This is a genomic window from Pseudomonas sp. PB103 (assembly GCF_009764635.1).
Classification (GTDB): Bacteria; Pseudomonadota; Gammaproteobacteria; order Pseudomonadales; family Pseudomonadaceae; genus Aquipseudomonas.
In genome coordinates this window covers 1-17,269 of record NZ_RWIL01000044.1, presented here as the reverse complement: position 1 = coordinate 17,269, position 17,269 = coordinate 1, and the positions used below count along the sequence as shown (strand labels likewise).

The window sequence follows — 17,269 nt, the reverse complement described above, 5'->3', positions numbered from 1 at the left end:
CCTGTTCCGCCAAACCGGGTTTTCCGAGCCGGTTTATGGCCGTTTCTTGCGCAGGGCAAATCGCTGCGCGGTGATCTCTCTAAGGTTTTTTTCCATCAGCGGTCTTTGGTTGTTCAGGCGTTGACGATCAAGTTTGAAAAAAGCACTGCGCTGAAAGAGCGTTGCCGATTGCTCCTGCCACGACCAGAACAGAAAACTGCTCTTGGTTACAGTGGCGACCAGTTCCAGGTTGAACAGCGCCATGTGCAGATCGCCCTTGGCGTCGTAGCGTACGGGCGCCACCTGAAAGCGCCGCCCCTTCAAACTCTCGTTATCCAGCGAAAGTATCGCGGGTTTTTCTGCGCCCAAGGCATCCAGTGTGTCAATCATGGCATTGCCTTGTCGTGAATCACTAGAGATCTCCGCACTGCGCACCAAGTGCTCGGCAATACTGCCGTTGATGTTCGTACGCTTTCGGGTGGTAATTGCGTTTTCATGAAGTTTCCAGCCAAGAAAGTCCAGGGTTACGGCATATTCCTGCATCCATAAATCTGTACTGGTAAAACGATTATGGGCGGTGTCGGCTGACTTCGTTGCGAGGCGTGTGCAGTCCGTCAAGTCATCGAAGTCCTGAAGATGCAAGTTGTCGATGCAGGAAATAAGATTATGGTTGGCAAGGGCGCCGGAAGGGTATTCATTGCTCATTGAGTATGCCTTGGTAAATAAGTTGAGGGGGTAGCCTATAAGACGGTACGAGTCGCGGTGAGCGAGGAATTGTAAGTGGTTAAGTTGCAGTCGGATTTTGAGTTAGTTGAAAATATGCTGAATCAAGTTGTGGCTGTTCCTTATAAAAGTTGTGCGTTAGTTTGGTGGGGTGTTGCCATATCGGCACATCAACATTGAACGCAAGGAAGATGAAAAGATGGAATGTAAAGTTTCTGTAGAAAACAGCGTCGCCCGGGTCAAGGCACGTATTGGCAAACACCAGTCGCTGCCTGTGGAAGTTTTCCGTAGCGCCCGTGTGCAGGCGTTCGGCGCCGTGGATCCAAACAGCCCGACCAAGGATCTGGACGCTATCGTATTGGCCAATACCCTGGTGGGTTACGGTGACAATATCTCTCTCGAAAACATGGCGATCATCGAAAACATCATCAAGTTCTCCAAACTTGAAGCTAACCTTGAAGTTCCTGGGAACGAGCCTGAAGCGTGGTACCGCGCCTTTTTACAATGCATGGAAGATGCCGGCTGCTTCGTCGGCGACTCCGGTTATTCGGTATACATGAAAAGCACCCGGCAACTGACCCTGGATAATATTGTGGTTGATATTGTCAAGGCCGGCGTCGCGGCAGCCAAAGCGGCCATTCCGGGGGCAACAGTGCTCTCGGCAATTACCGAATCGACCCTGGATGCCTTGAAGAAAGAACCGGAAGCTATCAATCTGCTGAACCGTGAAGTGACCAAGGATAAAGGTGTTCGGCTTGCGGTAATGCCGTGCGATCAACTAAAGAATGGAATTATCCTGACGTCGCTGTCGTCGATCGACAGTGTAGGCGGCGGGAATGAAACTTCGCCGTTGTTTTTCAACTGGAAAACAACCAATCGCAGCATCTTTCGTGGCAGTGCTTACATCACCTTCAATCCGTTGCGTTATGCAGACTTGAAAGACGATCTTGAAAAGCATCTGGGCGCGCACTTCAAGGCCGCACTGAGCAAACGCTTCCAGCGCCGTAAAACCAAGTAATCCGTAGAGACAGGCTGCCGGCACTATCGCCGGCAGTTATCGGAGCAAATAGATGAACTACTCGGTTTATGTCAACGCGGGCGTGCTTCTGGTGGTATCCAGCGCCTTGCCGTCGACGATCAAACAGGATGTGCTGGACACGTTGGCATTTGCCCGGCTGGCGGCTGACCAAGATGTGCCGCAGGGCGTGCAGGACTCACGGTGGTTCGACATCTACTCGGGGATCCTGTCGGCCTGTGGCTGGAGTTTTTTCGCCGAGCAGCAGACTGATCTAGCCCTTTTGGGGCCGGAGTCGCCTGTTTCAGGCCAGGAGGAAATGCTCGAGTTGGCTGAAACCCATTTGACTTCCGGGCAGGGGCTGTTGATCTCGGCGGCTTTGCGCAGGCTGGCGTCAGCCTCCAGCGATGCGGCGCTGATGCAAAGCCTCAAGCGTCATTGCTTGTCCGCAGAGGCCGGGAGCGTGCGGTTCAGAGCAATGGCCGGGGTGGTCGAGGCGGGTGGTTTTCTCGGCATGGTGTCCGTGTCATTCGACACGCAAGGCAAAATTGACCCGTGTTATTTGGATAATGATGCTGCGCGGCACACGCCGGTCGGCAACGTCATCCGCCGTGGTTATTCGGCGCGTTTCAATCAGGCTCAGTACGATGAATTCAGAACTGACACGCGGGAATGGCTGGCGGCTGAGTTACATCCAGCCTCGGTCGAGATCGGCCCGTTGTTCAGCGAAAATCACTGACCTGTCGCGTGACGACACACCTCGACGTTCGGGGCTTATGGCACCAGGTAGCCTTTGACCCCGGTGAAGATGATTTGCGCGGCCAGCGCACAGACAAACAGGCCCATCAAACGGCTGACGATCTGCAGACCCTGATCGCCGAGAATTCTCTCGATCCGGTTCGACAGGTACAGCACCACGCCGACGGTGAAACTGGCCAGCACAATACTCAGAATTGCCGTGAGCTTGTCGTCCCAGTGCGGCTGGCTCACGCCCATCACCAACAGCGCCCCGATGGTGCCGGGGCCGACCGTGATCGGAATGGTCAGCGGCACGATGGTCACGTCCTGCTGCACGTTATCGGCCTGCACCGCTGATTTGCCCTGCGCCATGCCCAGCGCCGAAATGAACAGCACGCTACCGGCGCCGATCCGGAACGCGTCAACGGTAATGCCGAAGACGTCGAAAATCACCCGCCCGAACAAGTACAGCAAGACACTGGAGATCAGCGTGGCGAGGGCCACTTTCCAGGCCAGGCGCCGTTGTTCCTTGCGTGAATAACCACGGGTGAGGGTAATGAAGCACGACAACACGAAGAACGGGCTGTAGAGCACCAGCATCTTCAGGTAAACACTGAACAACACGTGGAGCATGGTGCTGGCTCACTGGCGAGGGTAGTCGTGGGGGAGTCTATCAGGCGCTACGACGGTTGGGTTGTCGCTCGATTCTGCTGATCGCGCTCAGCCACCCAATGCTCGATCAACTCACGCAACTGCGACAACTCCACCGGTTTGGACATGTGCCCGTCCATTCCGGCCTGGCGTGCACGTTCCTTGTGTTCGGCGAGGATATGCGCGGTCAACGCGACGATTGGCGTGCGGATACGCTGATTGCTGACTTCCCAGGCGCGGAGTTGCTGGGTGGCGGAAAACCCGTCGAGGATCGGCATTTCGCAGTCCATCAGCACCAGGTCGTAACGCTGGGCTTTCATCGCTTGCAGGGCTTCTTCGCCGTTGCTGGCGGTGTCCGGCTGCAGGTTGAGCTTGCCGAGCATGCCGCGAATCACCTTGGTCGAAATCGTGTTGTCTTCGGCGACGAGGATGCGGAAGTCGCTCGGTACTTTGGCGGCCGTGGCGGCGGTGACCACTTGCGGCTGGAACACCACCTGACCTTTGTTGCGCTGGTTGAGCTCGTCCGCCAGCGTGGTCTTGAGGGTATACCCGGCCACCGGTTTGGCCAGAATGCGCTTGATCCCCGAGTTGCGCGCGATGATCTTGCTCGGCGCATTGCTGATGCCGGTGAGCATGATCAGCAGGATGTCGTGATTGAGGCTCGGGTCTTCCTTGATCTTGGCGGCCAGTTGCATGCCGGTCATGCCGGGCATGTTCTGATCGAGCAGCACCACGTCGAAGTAATCGCGCAGGTGCGCCTTGGTGCGCAGCAGGGCCAGCGCTTCCTTGCCCGACGGCACGGCGCTGACATTCAGGCCCCAGGCGCTGCACTGCTGGACCAGCACTTTGCGGCACGTGTCGTTGTCGTCGACCACCAACACGCGCGCGCCTTGCAGCGGGCTGTCGAGGTCAGAGGTCGGGTGTTCGAGACGATCCGGATCCAGCGGCAAAGTCAGCCACAACGTGCTGCCCTGCGTAGCGCCGCTCTTGATGCCGAATTCGCCCTGCATCAAACGAATCAGTTGCCGCGCGATGACCAAGCCAAGATTGCCGCCCAGACGATTCGCGGAAAGGAAGTGCTTGCTGTGCAGTTCGGCGTGCATCAGCGCATCGCGTTCTTCCTGCTCCATCGGCGCGCCGCTGTCCTGCACGGCGATGCGCAGACGCGGTTTGGTGCTGCGTTCGTCGAGGGCGACGACGATCAGCACTTCACCTTCCTCGGTTTTCTTCAGGGCATTTTCCAGCAGGCTCAACAGTGTCTGGCGCAGACGCGTCGGGTCGCCGCTGATCACGCGCGGCACTTGCGGCTGGATGAAACTGATCAGCTCGACATTCTGCTGTTCGGCCTTGGCGCGGTAGATGCTCAGGCAATCGTCAATCAGGGCGTTGAGGTCGAACTGCACGTCATCGAGCTCAATCTGCCCTGACTCGAGTTTGGAGATGTCGAGGATCTCGTTGATCAATGTCAGCAGCTCGTTGCCGGCGCTGTGGATGGTCTGCACGTAGTCGCGTTGCTTGACCGACAGCGGCGTGCCCAGCAGCAGTTCCGTCATGCCCAGTACGCCGTTCATCGGCGTGCGGATTTCGTGGCTGATCTTGGCGAGGAATTCGGCCTTGGCGTTGATCTCGGCGTTGCTCGCGGCGAGGTCGCGGCTGACGCTGAAGCGGCTTTCGGTAATGCTGCGCTGACGCTCGCCGAGGGCGATGCTCATCAGCAGGCCGCTGATGCAGATGAACGCCATCAGCGTCATGATCAGGCCCTGCGGCGACACCAGTGTCAGCCCCAGCAGCGCAGGCAGGATGATCAGCGTGCCGATGTTGAACACGACCATGGCGGCGACGAACAGGCGCGCCGGGCGGTAGCCCTTCTGCCAGTGATAAAACGCAACGAACAACATGCTCAGGCCGGCCAGTGCCACCAGCGCGTAGGTAATGATGTTCAGTGGCAGCGTGTTGACGAATAACAACAGCAGGCTGCATGTCACGATAAACAGGATGTCGCCCAACAGCAGCTTGTTCAGCGGGTGCGGGCCGAGCGGGGCGAAGAATCGGTAGGCAAACATTAATCCGGCCGGGGCCGTCAGCAACAGGGCCAGGTAGGCGCCCGGCGTCTGGATTGCATGCCAGTTCGGCAGCCAGGGGCCGGCGAGGTTAAGCAGCAGCAGCAGACTGAGCCCCAATAGGCCTTCGCAAACCGCCAGCCACAGACTGCTGCGCGAGCGCGAATAGGCGTAGCGCACCAGGTTGTGCAACAGCAGCATGCCAAGGCAGCCGAACAGCAGGCCGAAGATCAGCGTCTGGTTGTGATTGGCTGCGCTCATCACCGCCGATTGCAGGGTGATGTGCGGGCGCAACTGATGGTCGGAGACCATGCGCAAATAGATATCGAGGGGTTTGTCGCTTTGCGGCAGCGCCAGCAGGAAGTCGCTGCTCGGCAACGGCCGTTCGGCCTGGGGCTGGTCGGTGCCGGAGTTGCGTTGTTCGATCAGCTTGTCGCCGTCGAGCACGTACAGACTGAGCTGCGACAGGTCGGGGGCAAAGATACGCAGCACTTGTTCGTGCTTGCCCGGTGCCAACCGGAAGCGCAGCCACTGTGCGCCATTGGGCTCGGACGCGGTGAGGCGATCAAGCTCAATGGGGCTGAATTGATTGGTGTAGCGGGCGGAACGGATGTCGCTAAGTTGCAAATTGCCCTGATCGTCAAGCAATACCGACCAGCCACTGCCTTGCGCGGCCTGGGCCGGAAGCATGCAGAGCAAAGTCAGCAGCGTGACGGTGAAGCTTATGGCAATCCTGAGCCAGCGCACGGCGAAATCCCTTCGTAGGTTGATGCCAGAATATAACGATGCGCGGCGGCGGAACAGCCCGGCAGGGAATAGCCTCCCTTGCCGGGCCTGATCGACAGCTTATTCCTGGGTTTCGCCACGTTCACGGGCAATGGCGCGGTAGCCAATGTCCGTGCGATAGAAGCAGCCTTCCCAGTCGATGGCCGCTGCCAGCTTGTACGCTTGCAACTGAGCTTCACCGACGCTTGCGCCCATCGCGGTGGCACAGAGTACGCGACCGCCAGCGGTGACGACGTTGCCGTCTTTCAGTGCGGTACCGGCGTGGAAGACTTTACCTTCCAGCTTCGCTGCAGCATCCAGACCGTTGATCGCGGCGCCCTTGGCGTAGTCGCCCGGGTAGCCGCCAGCGGCCAGTACGATGCCGACGCTCGGGCGTGGATCCCACTGCGCTTCAACCTTGTCCAGCGCTTGCGCCAGCGCGGCTTCGACCAGCAGCACCAGGCTCGATTGCAGACGCAGCATCACCGGTTGGGTTTCCGGGTCGCCGAAGCGGCAGTTGAACTCGATGACTTTCGGGTTACCGGCCTTGTCGATCATCAGACCGGCATAAAGGAAGCCGGTGTAGACGTTACCTTCTTCAGCCATACCGCGCACGGTCGGCCAGATCACCAGATCCATCACGCGTTTGTGTACGTCGGCGGTGACCACCGGGGCAGGGGAGTAAGCACCCATGCCGCCCGTGTTCGGGCCGCTGTCGCCGTCGCCAACACGTTTGTGGTCCTGGCTGGTGGCCATCGGCAAAACGTTTTTGCCGTCGACCATGACGATGAACGACGCTTCTTCGCCGTCGAGGAATTCTTCGATGACCACGCGCGAACCGGCGTCACCGAAAGCGTTGCCGGCGAGCATGTCGCGCACGGCGTCTTCGGCTTCGGCCAGGGTCATGGCGACGATCACGCCTTTACCGGCGGCCAGGCCATCGGCCTTGATCACGATCGGTGCGCCTTTCTCACGCAGGTAAGCCAGGGCCGGCTCGATCTCGGTGAAGTTCTGGTAGTCGGCCGTCGGGATCTTGTGACGGGCGAGGAAGTCTTTGGTGAAGGCTTTCGAGCCTTCCAGCTGTGCAGCGCCGGCAGTCGGGCCGAAGCAATCCAGACCACGGGCGCGGAACAGGTCAACAACGCCAGCCACCAGCGGCACTTCCGGGCCGACGATGGTCAGGGCAACGTTTTTCTCGGCGAAGTCGGCCAGTTGCTCAAGGGCCAGCACGTCGATGGCGACGTTCTCGCACTTGGCCTCAATGGCGGTGCCAGCGTTGCCTGGCGCGACAAAAACCTTCTGCACGCGCGGATCCTGAGCCACTTTCCAGGCCAGGGCGTGTTCACGGCCACCGCTGCCAATGATCAAAACATTCATTTCAAAAACCTCAAAATTCTGTGGACGCTACCAAACCTCAGCATTCAAACCCTGTAGGAGCTGCCGAAGGCTGCGATCTTTTGATCTTGCTTTTCAAAAACAAGATCAAAAGATCGCAGCCTCGTTTTACTCGTCAGCTCATACATGGCTCCTGCGTGCAGAGGGAGCGGGGAATCAGTGACGGAAGTGGCGCATGCCGGTGAACACCATAGCGATGCCGGCCTCGTCAGCCGCAGCAATCACTTCGTTGTCACGCATCGAGCCGCCTGGCTGGATCACCGCAGTGATGCCGACCTTGGCCGCGTTGTCCAGACCGTCGCGGAACGGGAAGAACGCGTCCGAGGCCATCACCGAACCGGCCACTTGCAGACCAGCGTGCTCAGCCTTGATCGCCGCGATACGCGCCGAGTTTACGCGGCTCATCTGGCCCGCGCCGACGCCGATGGTCTGACGGTTCTTGGCGTAGACGATGGCGTTGGACTTAACGTACTTGGCAACTTTCCAGGCGAAGATCAGGTCATGGATTTCCTGTTCGGTCGGCGTGCGTTTGGTCACGACTTTCAGGTCATCAGCGCTGATCATGCCGATGTCACGGCTCTGTACCAGCAGGCCGCCGTTGACGCGTTTGTAGTCCCAAGCCGAAGCGCGGTCAGCCGACCACTCGCCGCAGGCCAGCAGGCGCACGTTGGCTTTCGCCGCAACAATCGCACGAGCCTCTTCGCTGACGCTTGGGGCGATGATCACTTCCACGAACTGACGCTCGACGATCGCCTTGGCGGTTTCGGCATCCAGTTCACGGTTGAAGGCGATGATGCCGCCGAACGCCGACTCGGTGTCGGTGGCGTAGGCCAGTTCGTAGGCCTGACGGATGCCGCCTTCAGCGTCCGGGCTGACCGCCACGCCGCACGGGTTGGCGTGCTTGACGATGACGCAGGCGGGCTTGACGAAGCTCTTCACGCATTCCAGCGCAGCGTCAGTGTCGGCCACGTTGTTGTACGACAGTTCCTTGCCTTGCAGTTGGGTCGCGGTGGCGATACCGACTTCGGCAGGCTTGGCTTCAACGTAGAACGCTGCACTCTGGTGCGGGTTCTCGCCGTAGCGCATTTCTTGGGCCTTGATGAACTGGCTGTTGAAGGTGCGCGGGAATTCGCTGCGACCTTCAGTGCTGAGGGTTTCAGCGGCCTGGTTCACGGTGCCCATGTAGTTGGCGATCATGCCGTCGTAGGCAGCAGTGTGTTCGAAGGCCTTGAGCATCAGGTCGAAACGCTGAGCGTAGGTCAGGCCACCGGCCTTGAGGCCTTCGAGAACGCTGGCGTAATCGCTGGCATTCACCACGATCGCTACGTCTTTATGGTTTTTCGCTGCCGAACGGACCATGGTCGGGCCGCCGATGTCGATGTTCTCGATCGCGGTCGGCAGGTCGCAGCCTGGCTTGTTGATGGTGGCTTCGAACGGGTAGAGGTTGACTGCCACCAGATCGATCGGCTTGATGCCGTGCTCGCTCATGATTGCGTCGTCGATACCGCGACGACCGAGGATGCCGCCGTGGATTTTCGGGTGCAGGGTTTTCACCCGACCGTCCATCATCTCGGCGAAACCGGTGTAATCCGCGACTTCCACTGCGGCAACACCGTTGTCACGCAGCAGCTTGAACGTTCCGCCGGTGGAGAGGATCTCGACGCCCAGGGCTTCAAGCTCCTTGGCGAATTCGAGGATCCCGGTCTTGTCGGAAACGCTGATCAAGGCGCGGCGGATCGGCAGGCGGGTAGTCTGGTCGGTCATCTCAATTTCCATCAAAAGCAAAGGAAGTCAGCAAAAAAGGCGACCGTTTTTTACGCGGGCGCCTTTCTGGTTTGATTGAATGCTTACAGCAGATCGTACTGCTTGAGTTTCTTGCGCAGCGTGCCGCGGTTGAGACCGAGCAGCTCACTGGCCTTGGTCTGGTTGCCCTTGACGTAGTTCATCACGCTTTCGAGCAGGGGCGCCTCGACTTCGGAGAGCACCAGGTTGTACACATCCGTGACGGATGCGCCCTCAAGGTGGGCGAAATAATTGTGCAGCGCCTTCTCGACACTCCCGCGAAGGGTCTGGCCTTCTTCGCTCGGGGTATTGAGGTGCTGTTTCAAATTCACGTTGTCGCTCACGGGTGCTGTTCCACTCACTAAAGTCTCGGTCATCATCGTCATGCGGCCACCCCTTCTTCGTCCCCTGTCAGGCTCTTGTAATGCTCGGCGAAGAACTCCCGAACATTGGCGCATTGTGTTTCCGTACCATCCAAACGATTGAAGTGGGCGCGAAACTCCTTGGCGCCCGGCAAGGTTGCGAGATACCAGCCCACATGCTTGCGCGCAATGCGCACGCCCATCACATCCCCATAGAAAGCGTGAAGTGCGGCCAGATGCTCTAGCAGTATGTGTTCCACTTCGATCAACTGCGGCGCCGGCAATTTCTCGCCCGTGCGCAGGTAATGATCGATCTCGCGAAAAATCCATGGCCGCCCTTGGGCGGCGCGGCCTACCAACAGGCCATCGGCACCGGTCGCGTCAAGCACGTAACGGGCCTTCTCCGGCGAATCGATATCGCCATTGGCAAACACCGGGATCGACACGGCCTGCTTGATCGCGGCAATCGTGTCGTACTCGGCTTCACCCTTGTACAGATCGGCGCGCGTGCGGCCATGCACGGCCAGCGCGGTGATCCCGGCCTGCTCGGCGATCTTCGCCACGGTCAGGCCGTTCTTGTTGTCGCGATCCCAGCCGGTGCGGATCTTCAGGGTGACCGGCACATCAACCGCAGCCACAACGGCCTGCAGGATCTCGGTCACCAGTGCTTCATCTTTCAACAACGCGGAACCGGCGGCCTTGTTGCAGACCTTCTTTGCCGGGCAGCCCATGTTGATATCAATAATCTGTGCGCCCAGCTCTACGTTGGCCCGGGCTGCATCCGCCAGCATCTGCGCATCGCCACCGGCAATCTGTACCGAGCGTGGCTCGGGATCGCCTTCGTGGATCATGCGCATGCGCGACTTGCGGGTGTTCCACAAGCTCATGTCGCTGGTGACCATTTCCGAGACAACAAGCCCTGCGCCCAGACGCTTGCACAGCTGACGAAAGGGCTGATCGGTGACACCCGCCATCGGGGCGAGAATCAAGCCGTTCTGCAATGTGTATGGGCCGATGCGTACCGCCGACATAGGACTTCCCTGAAGTGGGGCCGGATCATGAGAGTTCGAAAAAGGGTTGGCATGATACCCGCTCTCGATGACTGGATAAAGGCTGAATTGAACAAAATCTGAACAGTTATTCTGTTATTGCCAGCAGTTTGGTTGCCTGGCGCAAAGTCAGAAAACTGCCGTCAATTCAGAAACGATGAAGCGATTCACTCGGGCGAGTGGAAACTCAGGCTGTAATTCACCGCTTTGGGGCCTGGATCGAGAATATCCAGCGCGATGTGGATCGGCGTCTGCGGCGGCATTTCCGCCAGGCCTTCGAGATCACCGCTGAGGTATTCGCCGGGTTTGAAGCGACGACTGGCAATCAAGTGACCGTTGAGATCGGCAAAACGCAGTTCCAGCAGCGGAAACGGCTGGGAGAACGTCGCACGGTTATAGATGATTGCGTCCACCACCAGGGCGCCACTGAATTCGGGATGGCTGCGCACCACCAGGTTGCTGCTCTTGATCCTGGCGATGTCTACCTTCGACGGCACGCTGCAGCCGATCTGCGGGCAGATCTGCTGGAACCACGGACGGTATTGATCCTGTCGCGCCAGTTCGTCGAAATGATAAGACACGTATTGGGCGACGAGACCGCCCGCCGCCAGCAGTACCAATAATAGCCACAGCAGGCGTCGGCCCCAAGGCGAGCGGCGTTTCTGCCAGTCCAGTTGCAGCGGGTCGTCTGTCAGGTCTTGCAACACTTCAGCGCGGACGCCCGGCTCGGCTCGGTCGCGTTTTTTGCGCGAAGGTTCGATCAACGGCAGATCGTCGTCATCGCTTTCGTCGCTGGCAGCGAAGCGTTCGCGACGGGCCTTCGGATCAATCGGATCGTGCAGGCGCAGTTGCGGAATGGCCGGTTCGTCGTCCAGATCCACCGGTTCCAGCGACAGCGAAGGCTCGGTGCGTGCGGCTTTGACCGGCTCGATGTCGACGGTTTCTGGCTCGTCTTCTTCGTGTTCGGCAGTGTGCTCATCGGAGCGTGCGCTGAACAGGCTGTCGCGCCAAAGCGTTTCATCCGGTTCAGGGCTGTCGCGGCGTGCGCTCAGGGAATCTTCGCGTTGACGACCGAATTCGGTGGTCGGCTGGATTTCCCGTTGTTCGAGGCGAGCGAGTTCTTCGTCCAGATCGAGGCTGTCGAGATCCAGCTCCGAGGCGCTCCACTGCTTCTGGCTGATGGCGCGCGGCGCCGCTGGCTCAATAGCTGGCGGCTCGACAACAGGAAGCTTGGCCAAGCTCGGCGGCTCGGCGGCGGGCAGCTCGGCAAGCGGTGGCGCGACCGCTGTCACCGCGTCCTTGCCGGCGTGTTGTTCCAGCAGCTGTTTGGCCGCGTTGAACACTTGCAGGCAGGAGCCGCAGCGAACCACCCCGCGGGCCACGCTCAATTGAGCATGGCTGACACGGAAGCTGGTTTGGCAATGCGGGCACTGGGTGACGAAGCTGTCGGTCATGCGGCGATCCGGATTATGCAGGCGGTCATTCTAGCGCCGACGGCCGGTGATGCGCACCCAGCCATCGCGATTGGCGATCGGATCGAGATCGAAGTCCTGCGCATAAGCGGCGGCGACTTCATCGCCTTGCTCGGCAAGGATGCCCGACAGCGCGAGACGGCCACCGGACTTCACCAGGCTGGACAACTGCGGCGCCAGCGAAACCAGCGGGCCGGCGAGAATATTGGCGACCAGCACGTCGGCTTGCACTTGCGGCAAATCTTCCGGCAGGTACAGCGGGAACAGCTCTTCAGCGATGCTGTTGCGCCCGGCGTTGTCGCGCGACGCTTCCAGCGCCTGCACGTCGATGTCGGTGCCAACAGCTTCTTTCGCGCCGAGCAGCAGGGCAGCGATGGCCAGAATCCCCGAGCCGCAGCCGAAATCCAGTACGTTGCAGTCTTTCAGATCCTGACCGTCGAGCCATTCCAGGCACAGCGCGGTGGTCGGGTGAGTGCCGGTGCCGAACGCCAGACCCGGATCCAGCAGCAGGTTGACCGCGTCAGGTTCCGGCGCGGCGTGCCAGCTCGGCACGATCCACAGGCGCTGACCGAAACGCATCGGCTCAAAACCGTCCATCCAGCTGCGTTCCCAATCCTGATCTTCGATGACTTCGCTGTGATGCTCGGGCAGCGGGCTGCCGGTCAGCAGTTCCAGATGGGCCAGAACCGGTGCCGGTTCAGTGCCGCCTTCGAACAGCGCCAACAGATGCGTGTGCGCCCACAGCGGGGTGGTATTGAGTTCCGGCTCGAAGATCGGCTGATCTTCGGCGTCCATGAAGGTCACCGACACGGCGCCCACTTCAAGGAAAGCGTCTTCGTAGGTTTCGGCTTGTTCCGGGCTGATGGCGAGACGTACTTGCAGCCAAGGCATGGCGGGCACCTTTGAAAAATATTGATTGCAGCCTAGCGGCCGGCGAGAAGCGCGCAAGTTTACGCGAGCGCGCGGCAGAACACGAACATGGTTGAAGATCAAAAGATCGCAGCCTTCGGCAGCTCCTACAGGGGATTTATGTCGTTTCTGGATTGTTCATTGACGTTGAGCCATTGCTGGCCTTTGGTCGTCAGGCGATAGCGTTGTAGTCGGCTGTTTGGCTGTTCGGGAACCGTCATCTCCAAGGCATCAGCAGCGAGGGCCGGCAGAATGTATGCCTTGCGGAAGTGGTCGGCATTTTTCAAATGCATGGCGTCTTGCAGTTCTCGTCTGCTCATTTCACCGGAAACCACTTTCAGTAATGCAGCGACTTCCATGGTGACTTCCATGGTGGAGTGTCCAGCCGCGCTTTTTGCTTTGAGTGTCTGCGGGTGGGCAGGCAGTCGAACAACATAGGAAATGCGCTCGTCATCGGTTTCAAAGAGTGGAGGAGGTGAGCCGTTATTGGTCATGACCTTAAGTATTTTGGGTATTCCCGTCGACCGGCCCTCGGTCAAATCCAGCTTTTTGAGAAACTCGCCGATTCGCCTGTTACGATAACGACGACTTACCGCTCGCCCCAGCCGCAGGTCTTCCATTCGTATCGAACGGTCTGGCCCCGGAAAGCTCAGAATCACTAGCTCTGTCTGGCTGATGCGCACCTCAATAGGCTCCCGTTCCTCATATGAACGGTGGTAAACCGCATTGACCAGTGCTTCCTCAATCGCCGTGAACGGGAAATTCCATACGCGAGTGGCCTCTGCTCGGTCTGCATGCTTGATGACCGTTTCATGCAGAAAGTTGCGCTGAATATAGGCCAAGGCTTCGCGAGTGATTGAGGCGAGTGGGCCTTTGAAGACCTTTTCATCAAAGCGATCACCGTCGCTTCCTTCCGGGAACCATAGGACATCGATTTGTGTGCCGGGAAAAAAGTGATGGGGCGAGTCATTGAAAAACATCAGTCCTACGTTTTTTGGCCACGGTGATTCCGTTGGGCCGCCCACAATGTTCATTTGCCGGCCGAGTGCTTCAGTGGATAAATCATCTGCGTCCTCGGCGAGGGCGCTGCCAATTTCCTGCAGAAAGCCTTGCATCAACGGTTTGGAAAGATCAGTGACGCGAGCGCCAAGGTTGAAGCGATCATCAAACGGGACTTTGGCGGCAAGGCTCAAGAGCTCGTGTTCGATTTCACCTTTTGCTTCGACGGTGCTGCTGTAGCGACGGATGTAATAGTGCAGGCTTCGATGTTTGGCGGTTACTGCGGCGGGGGCTTTGTAAGGGCGATTTTGTCCGCCTGGGGCCCACAGTACGATGAGCTTGCGGGACTCGACTTCTTCCACACTCAGTACCGGGAAGTAGGCAGGTCGAATAGATTGGCATGCAGCTAACAGTTCGAGTTGAATCTTGTCGATGTCTTGATCGGCAATGCCTTGTGGAGGAAATAGCGGTACGCCGTGCTCATCACACTCCTGACCAATGACGATATAACCACCACCCAGGTTTTCGAAATCATTGGCGAATGCGCAGAGCGTGCGAATGATCGGGTCAGGGTTCCAGCCTTTTTTGTACTCGATGCGCTCACTTTCGACCGTGCGCTGACGCAATAAATCGTTGAGATTGATGGGGAGTTTTTGAGGCATGGGCTGACTCTGTTTTCGTCAGCACGGTGCTGGCAAGGCCGCGATTATAGGCAGCCTGCACAGGCTACTGCCCGCCAGTAATGTTTCAAAATGACAGTATGAAACCTGCAAAAACAACAAAGCCGCCCGAAGGCGGCTTTGTCTGGTGCGGGCTGAAGCTTAGTGCTTCTCGCCAGCCAGCTTGTGCTCGAGGTAGTGAATGTTCACACCACCCTTGCAGAAGCCTTCGTCACGAACCAGATCACGGTGCAGCGGGATGTTGGTCTTGATCCCGTCAACCACGATTTCGTCCAGGGCATTGCGCATGCGGGCCATGGCTTCGTCGCGGGTCGCGCCGTAGGTGATCAGCTTGCCGATCAGCGAGTCGTAGTTCGGCGGAACGGCATAGCCACTGTACAGGTGCGAATCGACGCGAACGCCGTTGCCGCCTGGAGCGTGGAAATGCTTGACCGTGCCCGGGCTCGGCATGAAGGTTTTCGGGTCTTCAGCGTTGATCCGGCATTCCAGCGAGTGACCGCGGATAACCACATCATCCTGAGTGAACGACAGCTTGTTGCCAGCGGCGATGCTGAGCATCTCCTTGACGATGTCGATACCGGTGACCATTTCCGAAACCGGGTGCTCCACCTGAACACGGGTGTTCATTTCGATGAAGTAGAAACGACCGTTCTCGTACAGGAACTCGAAAGTACCCGCGCCGCGGTAGCCGATGTCGATGCACGCCTTGACGCAGCGAGCCAGTACTTCTTCGCGCGCTTTCTCGTCGATGCCCGGTGCCGGTGCTTCTTCGAGAACCTTCTGGTGACGACGTTGCAGCGAGCAATCGCGGTCGCCCAGATGGATCGCATGACCCTGGCCGTCGGACAGAACCTGAACTTCGACGTGACGCGGGTTGGTCAGGAATTTTTCCAGATAGACCATCGGGTTGCCGAACGCCGCGCCAGCTTCGGTGCGGGTCAGTTTGGCGAAGGCGATCAGGTCTTCTTCCTTGTGCACAACGCGCATGCCGCGACCACCACCGCCGCCAGCGGCTTTGATGATCACCGGATAGCCGACTTCACGACCAATGCGCAGCGCCGTTTCTTCGTCTTCCGGCAGTGGGCCGTCGGAACCTGGAACGGTAGGAACGCCCGCTTCGATCATCGCGTGCTTGGCCGATACCTTGTCGCCCATCAGGCGAATGGTGTCGGCTTTCGGGCCGATGAACGCGAAGCCGGAGTTCTCGACCTGCTCGGCGAAATCGGCGTTTTCCGCGAGGAAACCGTAGCCTGGGTGAATGGCGGTAGCGCCAGTCACTTCGGCGGCCGCGATGATGGCCGGGATGTGCAGGTAGGACTGAGCGGCAGACGCCGGGCCGATGCAGACGGATTCGTCTGCCAGACCCAGGTGCATCAGCTCTTTGTCGGCCTTGGAGTAAACGGCGACGGTCTTGATGCCCATCTCTTTGCAGGCACGCAGAATCCGCAGGGCGATCTCACCGCGGTTCGCGATCAGAACTTTTTCCAACTTCGCAGTCATCAAAGGCTCTCCGCAGTTCAAACGATGGTGAACAGCGGTTGGTCGTACTCAACCGGCTGGCCGTCTTCGACGAGGATGGACTCGATCACACCGCTGGTTTCAGCTTCGATGTGGTTCATCATCTTCATGGCTTCGACGATGCACAGAGTGTCGCCTTTCTTCACGGTCTGGCCGACTTCAACGAAGGCTGGCGAGGCTGGCGAAGATTTACGGTAGAAGGTGCCGACCATCGGCGAACGGGCAACAGTGCCGTTCAGCGCTGGCGCAGCAGCGGCAACCGGGGCTGCAGCGGCTACCGGAGCAGCAACAGGTGCAGCAGCCGGCGCTTGCATCGGAGCCGGCGCGTAATACTGCTGAGCCGGGGTCTTGCTGTGACGGCTGATGCGTACGGACTCTTCGCCTTCCTTGATCTCGAGCTCGTCGATGCCGGACTCTTCCAGCAATTCGATCAATTTCTTAACTTTACGGATATCCATGAATCATCAACTCCCAAGGGTCGGTCAGGGGCGCTTAACGCTTGTATTTCAAGTCGTTGCCGGTGTTTCAAGCTGTTCTAGTGCAGCCTCCAGGGCCAGTCTGTAACCGCTGGCGCCAAGGCCGCAGATCACTCCCACCGCTACGTCGGAGAAGTAAGAGTGATGGCGGAAAGGTTCGCGCTTGTGCACGTTGGACAAATGCACTTCGATGAATGGGATGCTCACTCCCAGCAACGCGTCACGTAATGCGACACTTGTGTGTGTAAAAGCTGCTGGATTGATCAGAATGAAATCGACACCTTCGCCGCGCGCGGCGTGGATGCGGTCGATCAATTCGTACTCGGCGTTGCTTTGCAGATAGAGCAGATGATGGCCGGCTTCACGGGCGCGGCGCTCCAGATCCTGATTGATCTGCGCCAGGGTCGTAGAACCGTAAGTACCGGGTTCGCGGGTGCCGAGCAGGTTCAGGTTGGGGCCGTGCAGCACCAGAAGGGTTGCCATCTGCGTTGTCCTTGTTATGGGTGAGCAAAGTTCAGAACCCGGCGACTATGCCGCAAAGACTTTGTGACTGTCCAGTTCTATGCAATAGCCAGCACGATGGCCGATGTTTGCGCAAAATATGTGACCGAGTGATTAGATCCGGTCATTTGCGGTATTTCCTGTAGGAGCTGCCGAAGGCTGCGATCTTTTGATTTTTAGAAGAAAGATCAAAAG

15 protein-coding genes are annotated in these 17,269 nt (G+C 58.7%); 2 read left to right on the top strand and 13 right to left on the bottom strand.

The features are described from left to right. Positions 1 to 33 precede the first annotated feature (33 nt). Positions 34 to 684: a hypothetical protein gene (locus EJA70_RS08030; RefSeq protein WP_158830407.1), complete on the bottom strand. Its 651-nt coding sequence runs from the start codon at positions 682 to 684 to the stop codon at positions 34 to 36. A gap of 217 nt (positions 685 to 901) precedes the next feature. Between EJA70_RS08030 and EJA70_RS08025 the strand changes: the two genes are divergently transcribed. Both EJA70_RS08025 and EJA70_RS08020 read left to right on the top strand, forming a co-directional pair. Further along, complete coding sequence (locus tag EJA70_RS08025) at positions 902 to 1,720, top strand: hypothetical protein (protein ID WP_158830406.1); 819 nt, start codon at positions 902 to 904, stop codon at positions 1,718 to 1,720. A 52-nt stretch (positions 1,721 to 1,772) separates the two neighbouring features. After that, a complete protein-coding gene (locus EJA70_RS08020; RefSeq protein WP_158830405.1) occupies positions 1,773 to 2,456 on the top strand; it encodes a hypothetical protein in 684 nt (227 codons plus the stop codon). Positions 2,457 to 2,491: 35 nt separating this feature from the next. On the opposite strand, the gene EJA70_RS08015 is transcribed toward EJA70_RS08020, so the two are convergent. The 12 genes from EJA70_RS08015 to aroQ all read right to left on the bottom strand — a co-directional run bounded on the left by EJA70_RS08015 (position 2,492) and on the right by aroQ (position 17,056). After that, positions 2,492 to 3,088 (bottom strand): MarC family protein, encoded by a 597-nt coding sequence (locus EJA70_RS08015; protein WP_008078162.1) that lies wholly within the window; start codon positions 3,086 to 3,088, stop codon positions 2,492 to 2,494. Positions 3,089 to 3,135: 47 nt separating this feature from the next. Further along, the gene (locus EJA70_RS08010; RefSeq protein ID WP_158830404.1) at positions 3,136 to 5,913 is read right to left on the bottom strand and encodes a hybrid sensor histidine kinase/response regulator; all 2,778 of its coding nucleotides are present in this window, start codon (positions 5,911 to 5,913) and stop codon (positions 3,136 to 3,138) included. Between the two features lie 99 nt (positions 5,914 to 6,012). Then, positions 6,013 to 7,308: a phosphoribosylamine--glycine ligase gene (gene purD / locus EJA70_RS08005; RefSeq protein WP_158830403.1), complete on the bottom strand. Its 1,296-nt coding sequence runs from the start codon at positions 7,306 to 7,308 to the stop codon at positions 6,013 to 6,015. A gap of 174 nt (positions 7,309 to 7,482) precedes the next feature. Then, the gene (purH, locus tag EJA70_RS08000; protein WP_158830402.1) at positions 7,483 to 9,090 is read right to left on the bottom strand and encodes a bifunctional phosphoribosylaminoimidazolecarboxamide formyltransferase/IMP cyclohydrolase; all 1,608 of its coding nucleotides are present in this window, start codon (positions 9,088 to 9,090) and stop codon (positions 7,483 to 7,485) included. A gap of 83 nt (positions 9,091 to 9,173) precedes the next feature. Further along, complete coding sequence (gene fis / locus EJA70_RS07995) at positions 9,174 to 9,494, bottom strand: DNA-binding transcriptional regulator Fis (RefSeq protein WP_003221275.1); 321 nt, start codon at positions 9,492 to 9,494, stop codon at positions 9,174 to 9,176. Beyond that, on the bottom strand, positions 9,491 to 10,501 hold the full coding sequence (dusB, locus tag EJA70_RS07990) for a tRNA dihydrouridine synthase DusB (protein WP_158830401.1): 1,011 nt from the start codon (positions 10,499 to 10,501) through the stop codon (positions 9,491 to 9,493). The genes fis and dusB overlap by 4 nt, the downstream gene beginning before the upstream one ends. A gap of 185 nt (positions 10,502 to 10,686) precedes the next feature. Next, the gene (locus tag EJA70_RS07985) at positions 10,687 to 11,973 is read right to left on the bottom strand and encodes a DUF3426 domain-containing protein (RefSeq protein ID WP_158830400.1); all 1,287 of its coding nucleotides are present in this window, start codon (positions 11,971 to 11,973) and stop codon (positions 10,687 to 10,689) included. A 30-nt stretch (positions 11,974 to 12,003) separates the two neighbouring features. Continuing rightward, the gene (gene prmA, locus EJA70_RS07980) at positions 12,004 to 12,882 is read right to left on the bottom strand and encodes a 50S ribosomal protein L11 methyltransferase (RefSeq protein WP_158830399.1); all 879 of its coding nucleotides are present in this window, start codon (positions 12,880 to 12,882) and stop codon (positions 12,004 to 12,006) included. A 125-nt stretch (positions 12,883 to 13,007) separates the two neighbouring features. Then, positions 13,008 to 14,561, bottom strand: a complete 1,554-nt coding sequence (locus EJA70_RS07975; RefSeq protein ID WP_158830398.1) for a Fic family protein — start codon at positions 14,559 to 14,561, stop codon at positions 13,008 to 13,010. A 159-nt stretch (positions 14,562 to 14,720) separates the two neighbouring features. Next, positions 14,721 to 16,079: an acetyl-CoA carboxylase biotin carboxylase subunit gene (gene accC / locus EJA70_RS07970; RefSeq protein ID WP_102899385.1), complete on the bottom strand. Its 1,359-nt coding sequence runs from the start codon at positions 16,077 to 16,079 to the stop codon at positions 14,721 to 14,723. 17 nt (positions 16,080 to 16,096) lie between these two features. Further along, positions 16,097 to 16,555, bottom strand: coding sequence for an acetyl-CoA carboxylase biotin carboxyl carrier protein (gene accB, locus EJA70_RS07965; RefSeq protein ID WP_008078186.1), 459 nt, complete (start codon positions 16,553 to 16,555; stop codon positions 16,097 to 16,099). Between the two features lie 48 nt (positions 16,556 to 16,603). Continuing rightward, complete coding sequence (gene aroQ, locus EJA70_RS07960) at positions 16,604 to 17,056, bottom strand: type II 3-dehydroquinate dehydratase (protein WP_008078187.1); 453 nt, start codon at positions 17,054 to 17,056, stop codon at positions 16,604 to 16,606. Positions 17,057 to 17,269: the final 213 nt, after the last annotated feature.

What these genes read in the sequence shown, in the direction of transcription:
- EJA70_RS08030 (WP_158830407.1), bottom strand. Translation starts at nt 684, where the DNA reads ATGAGCAATGAATACCCTTCCGGCGCCCTTGCCAACCATAATCTTATT.
- EJA70_RS08025 (WP_158830406.1), top strand. Translation starts at nt 902, where the DNA reads ATGGAATGTAAAGTTTCTGTAGAAAACAGCGTCGCCCGGGTCAAGGCA.
- EJA70_RS08020 (WP_158830405.1), top strand. Translation starts at nt 1,773, where the DNA reads ATGAACTACTCGGTTTATGTCAACGCGGGCGTGCTTCTGGTGGTATCC.
- EJA70_RS08015 (WP_008078162.1), bottom strand. Translation starts at nt 3,088, where the DNA reads ATGCTCCACGTGTTGTTCAGTGTTTACCTGAAGATGCTGGTGCTCTAC.
- purD (WP_158830403.1), bottom strand. Translation starts at nt 7,308, where the DNA reads ATGAATGTTTTGATCATTGGCAGCGGTGGCCGTGAACACGCCCTGGCC.
- purH (WP_158830402.1), bottom strand. Translation starts at nt 9,090, where the DNA reads ATGACCGACCAGACTACCCGCCTGCCGATCCGCCGCGCCTTGATCAGC.
- fis (WP_003221275.1), bottom strand. Translation starts at nt 9,494, where the DNA reads ATGACGATGATGACCGAGACTTTAGTGAGTGGAACAGCACCCGTGAGC.
- dusB (WP_158830401.1), bottom strand. Translation starts at nt 10,501, where the DNA reads ATGTCGGCGGTACGCATCGGCCCATACACATTGCAGAACGGCTTGATT.
- EJA70_RS07985 (WP_158830400.1), bottom strand. Translation starts at nt 11,973, where the DNA reads ATGACCGACAGCTTCGTCACCCAGTGCCCGCATTGCCAAACCAGCTTC.
- prmA (WP_158830399.1), bottom strand. Translation starts at nt 12,882, where the DNA reads ATGCCTTGGCTGCAAGTACGTCTCGCCATCAGCCCGGAACAAGCCGAA.
- EJA70_RS07975 (WP_158830398.1), bottom strand. Translation starts at nt 14,561, where the DNA reads ATGCCTCAAAAACTCCCCATCAATCTCAACGATTTATTGCGTCAGCGC.
- accC (WP_102899385.1), bottom strand. Translation starts at nt 16,079, where the DNA reads ATGACTGCGAAGTTGGAAAAAGTTCTGATCGCGAACCGCGGTGAGATC.
- accB (WP_008078186.1), bottom strand. Translation starts at nt 16,555, where the DNA reads ATGGATATCCGTAAAGTTAAGAAATTGATCGAATTGCTGGAAGAGTCC.
- aroQ (WP_008078187.1), bottom strand. Translation starts at nt 17,056, where the DNA reads ATGGCAACCCTTCTGGTGCTGCACGGCCCCAACCTGAACCTGCTCGGC.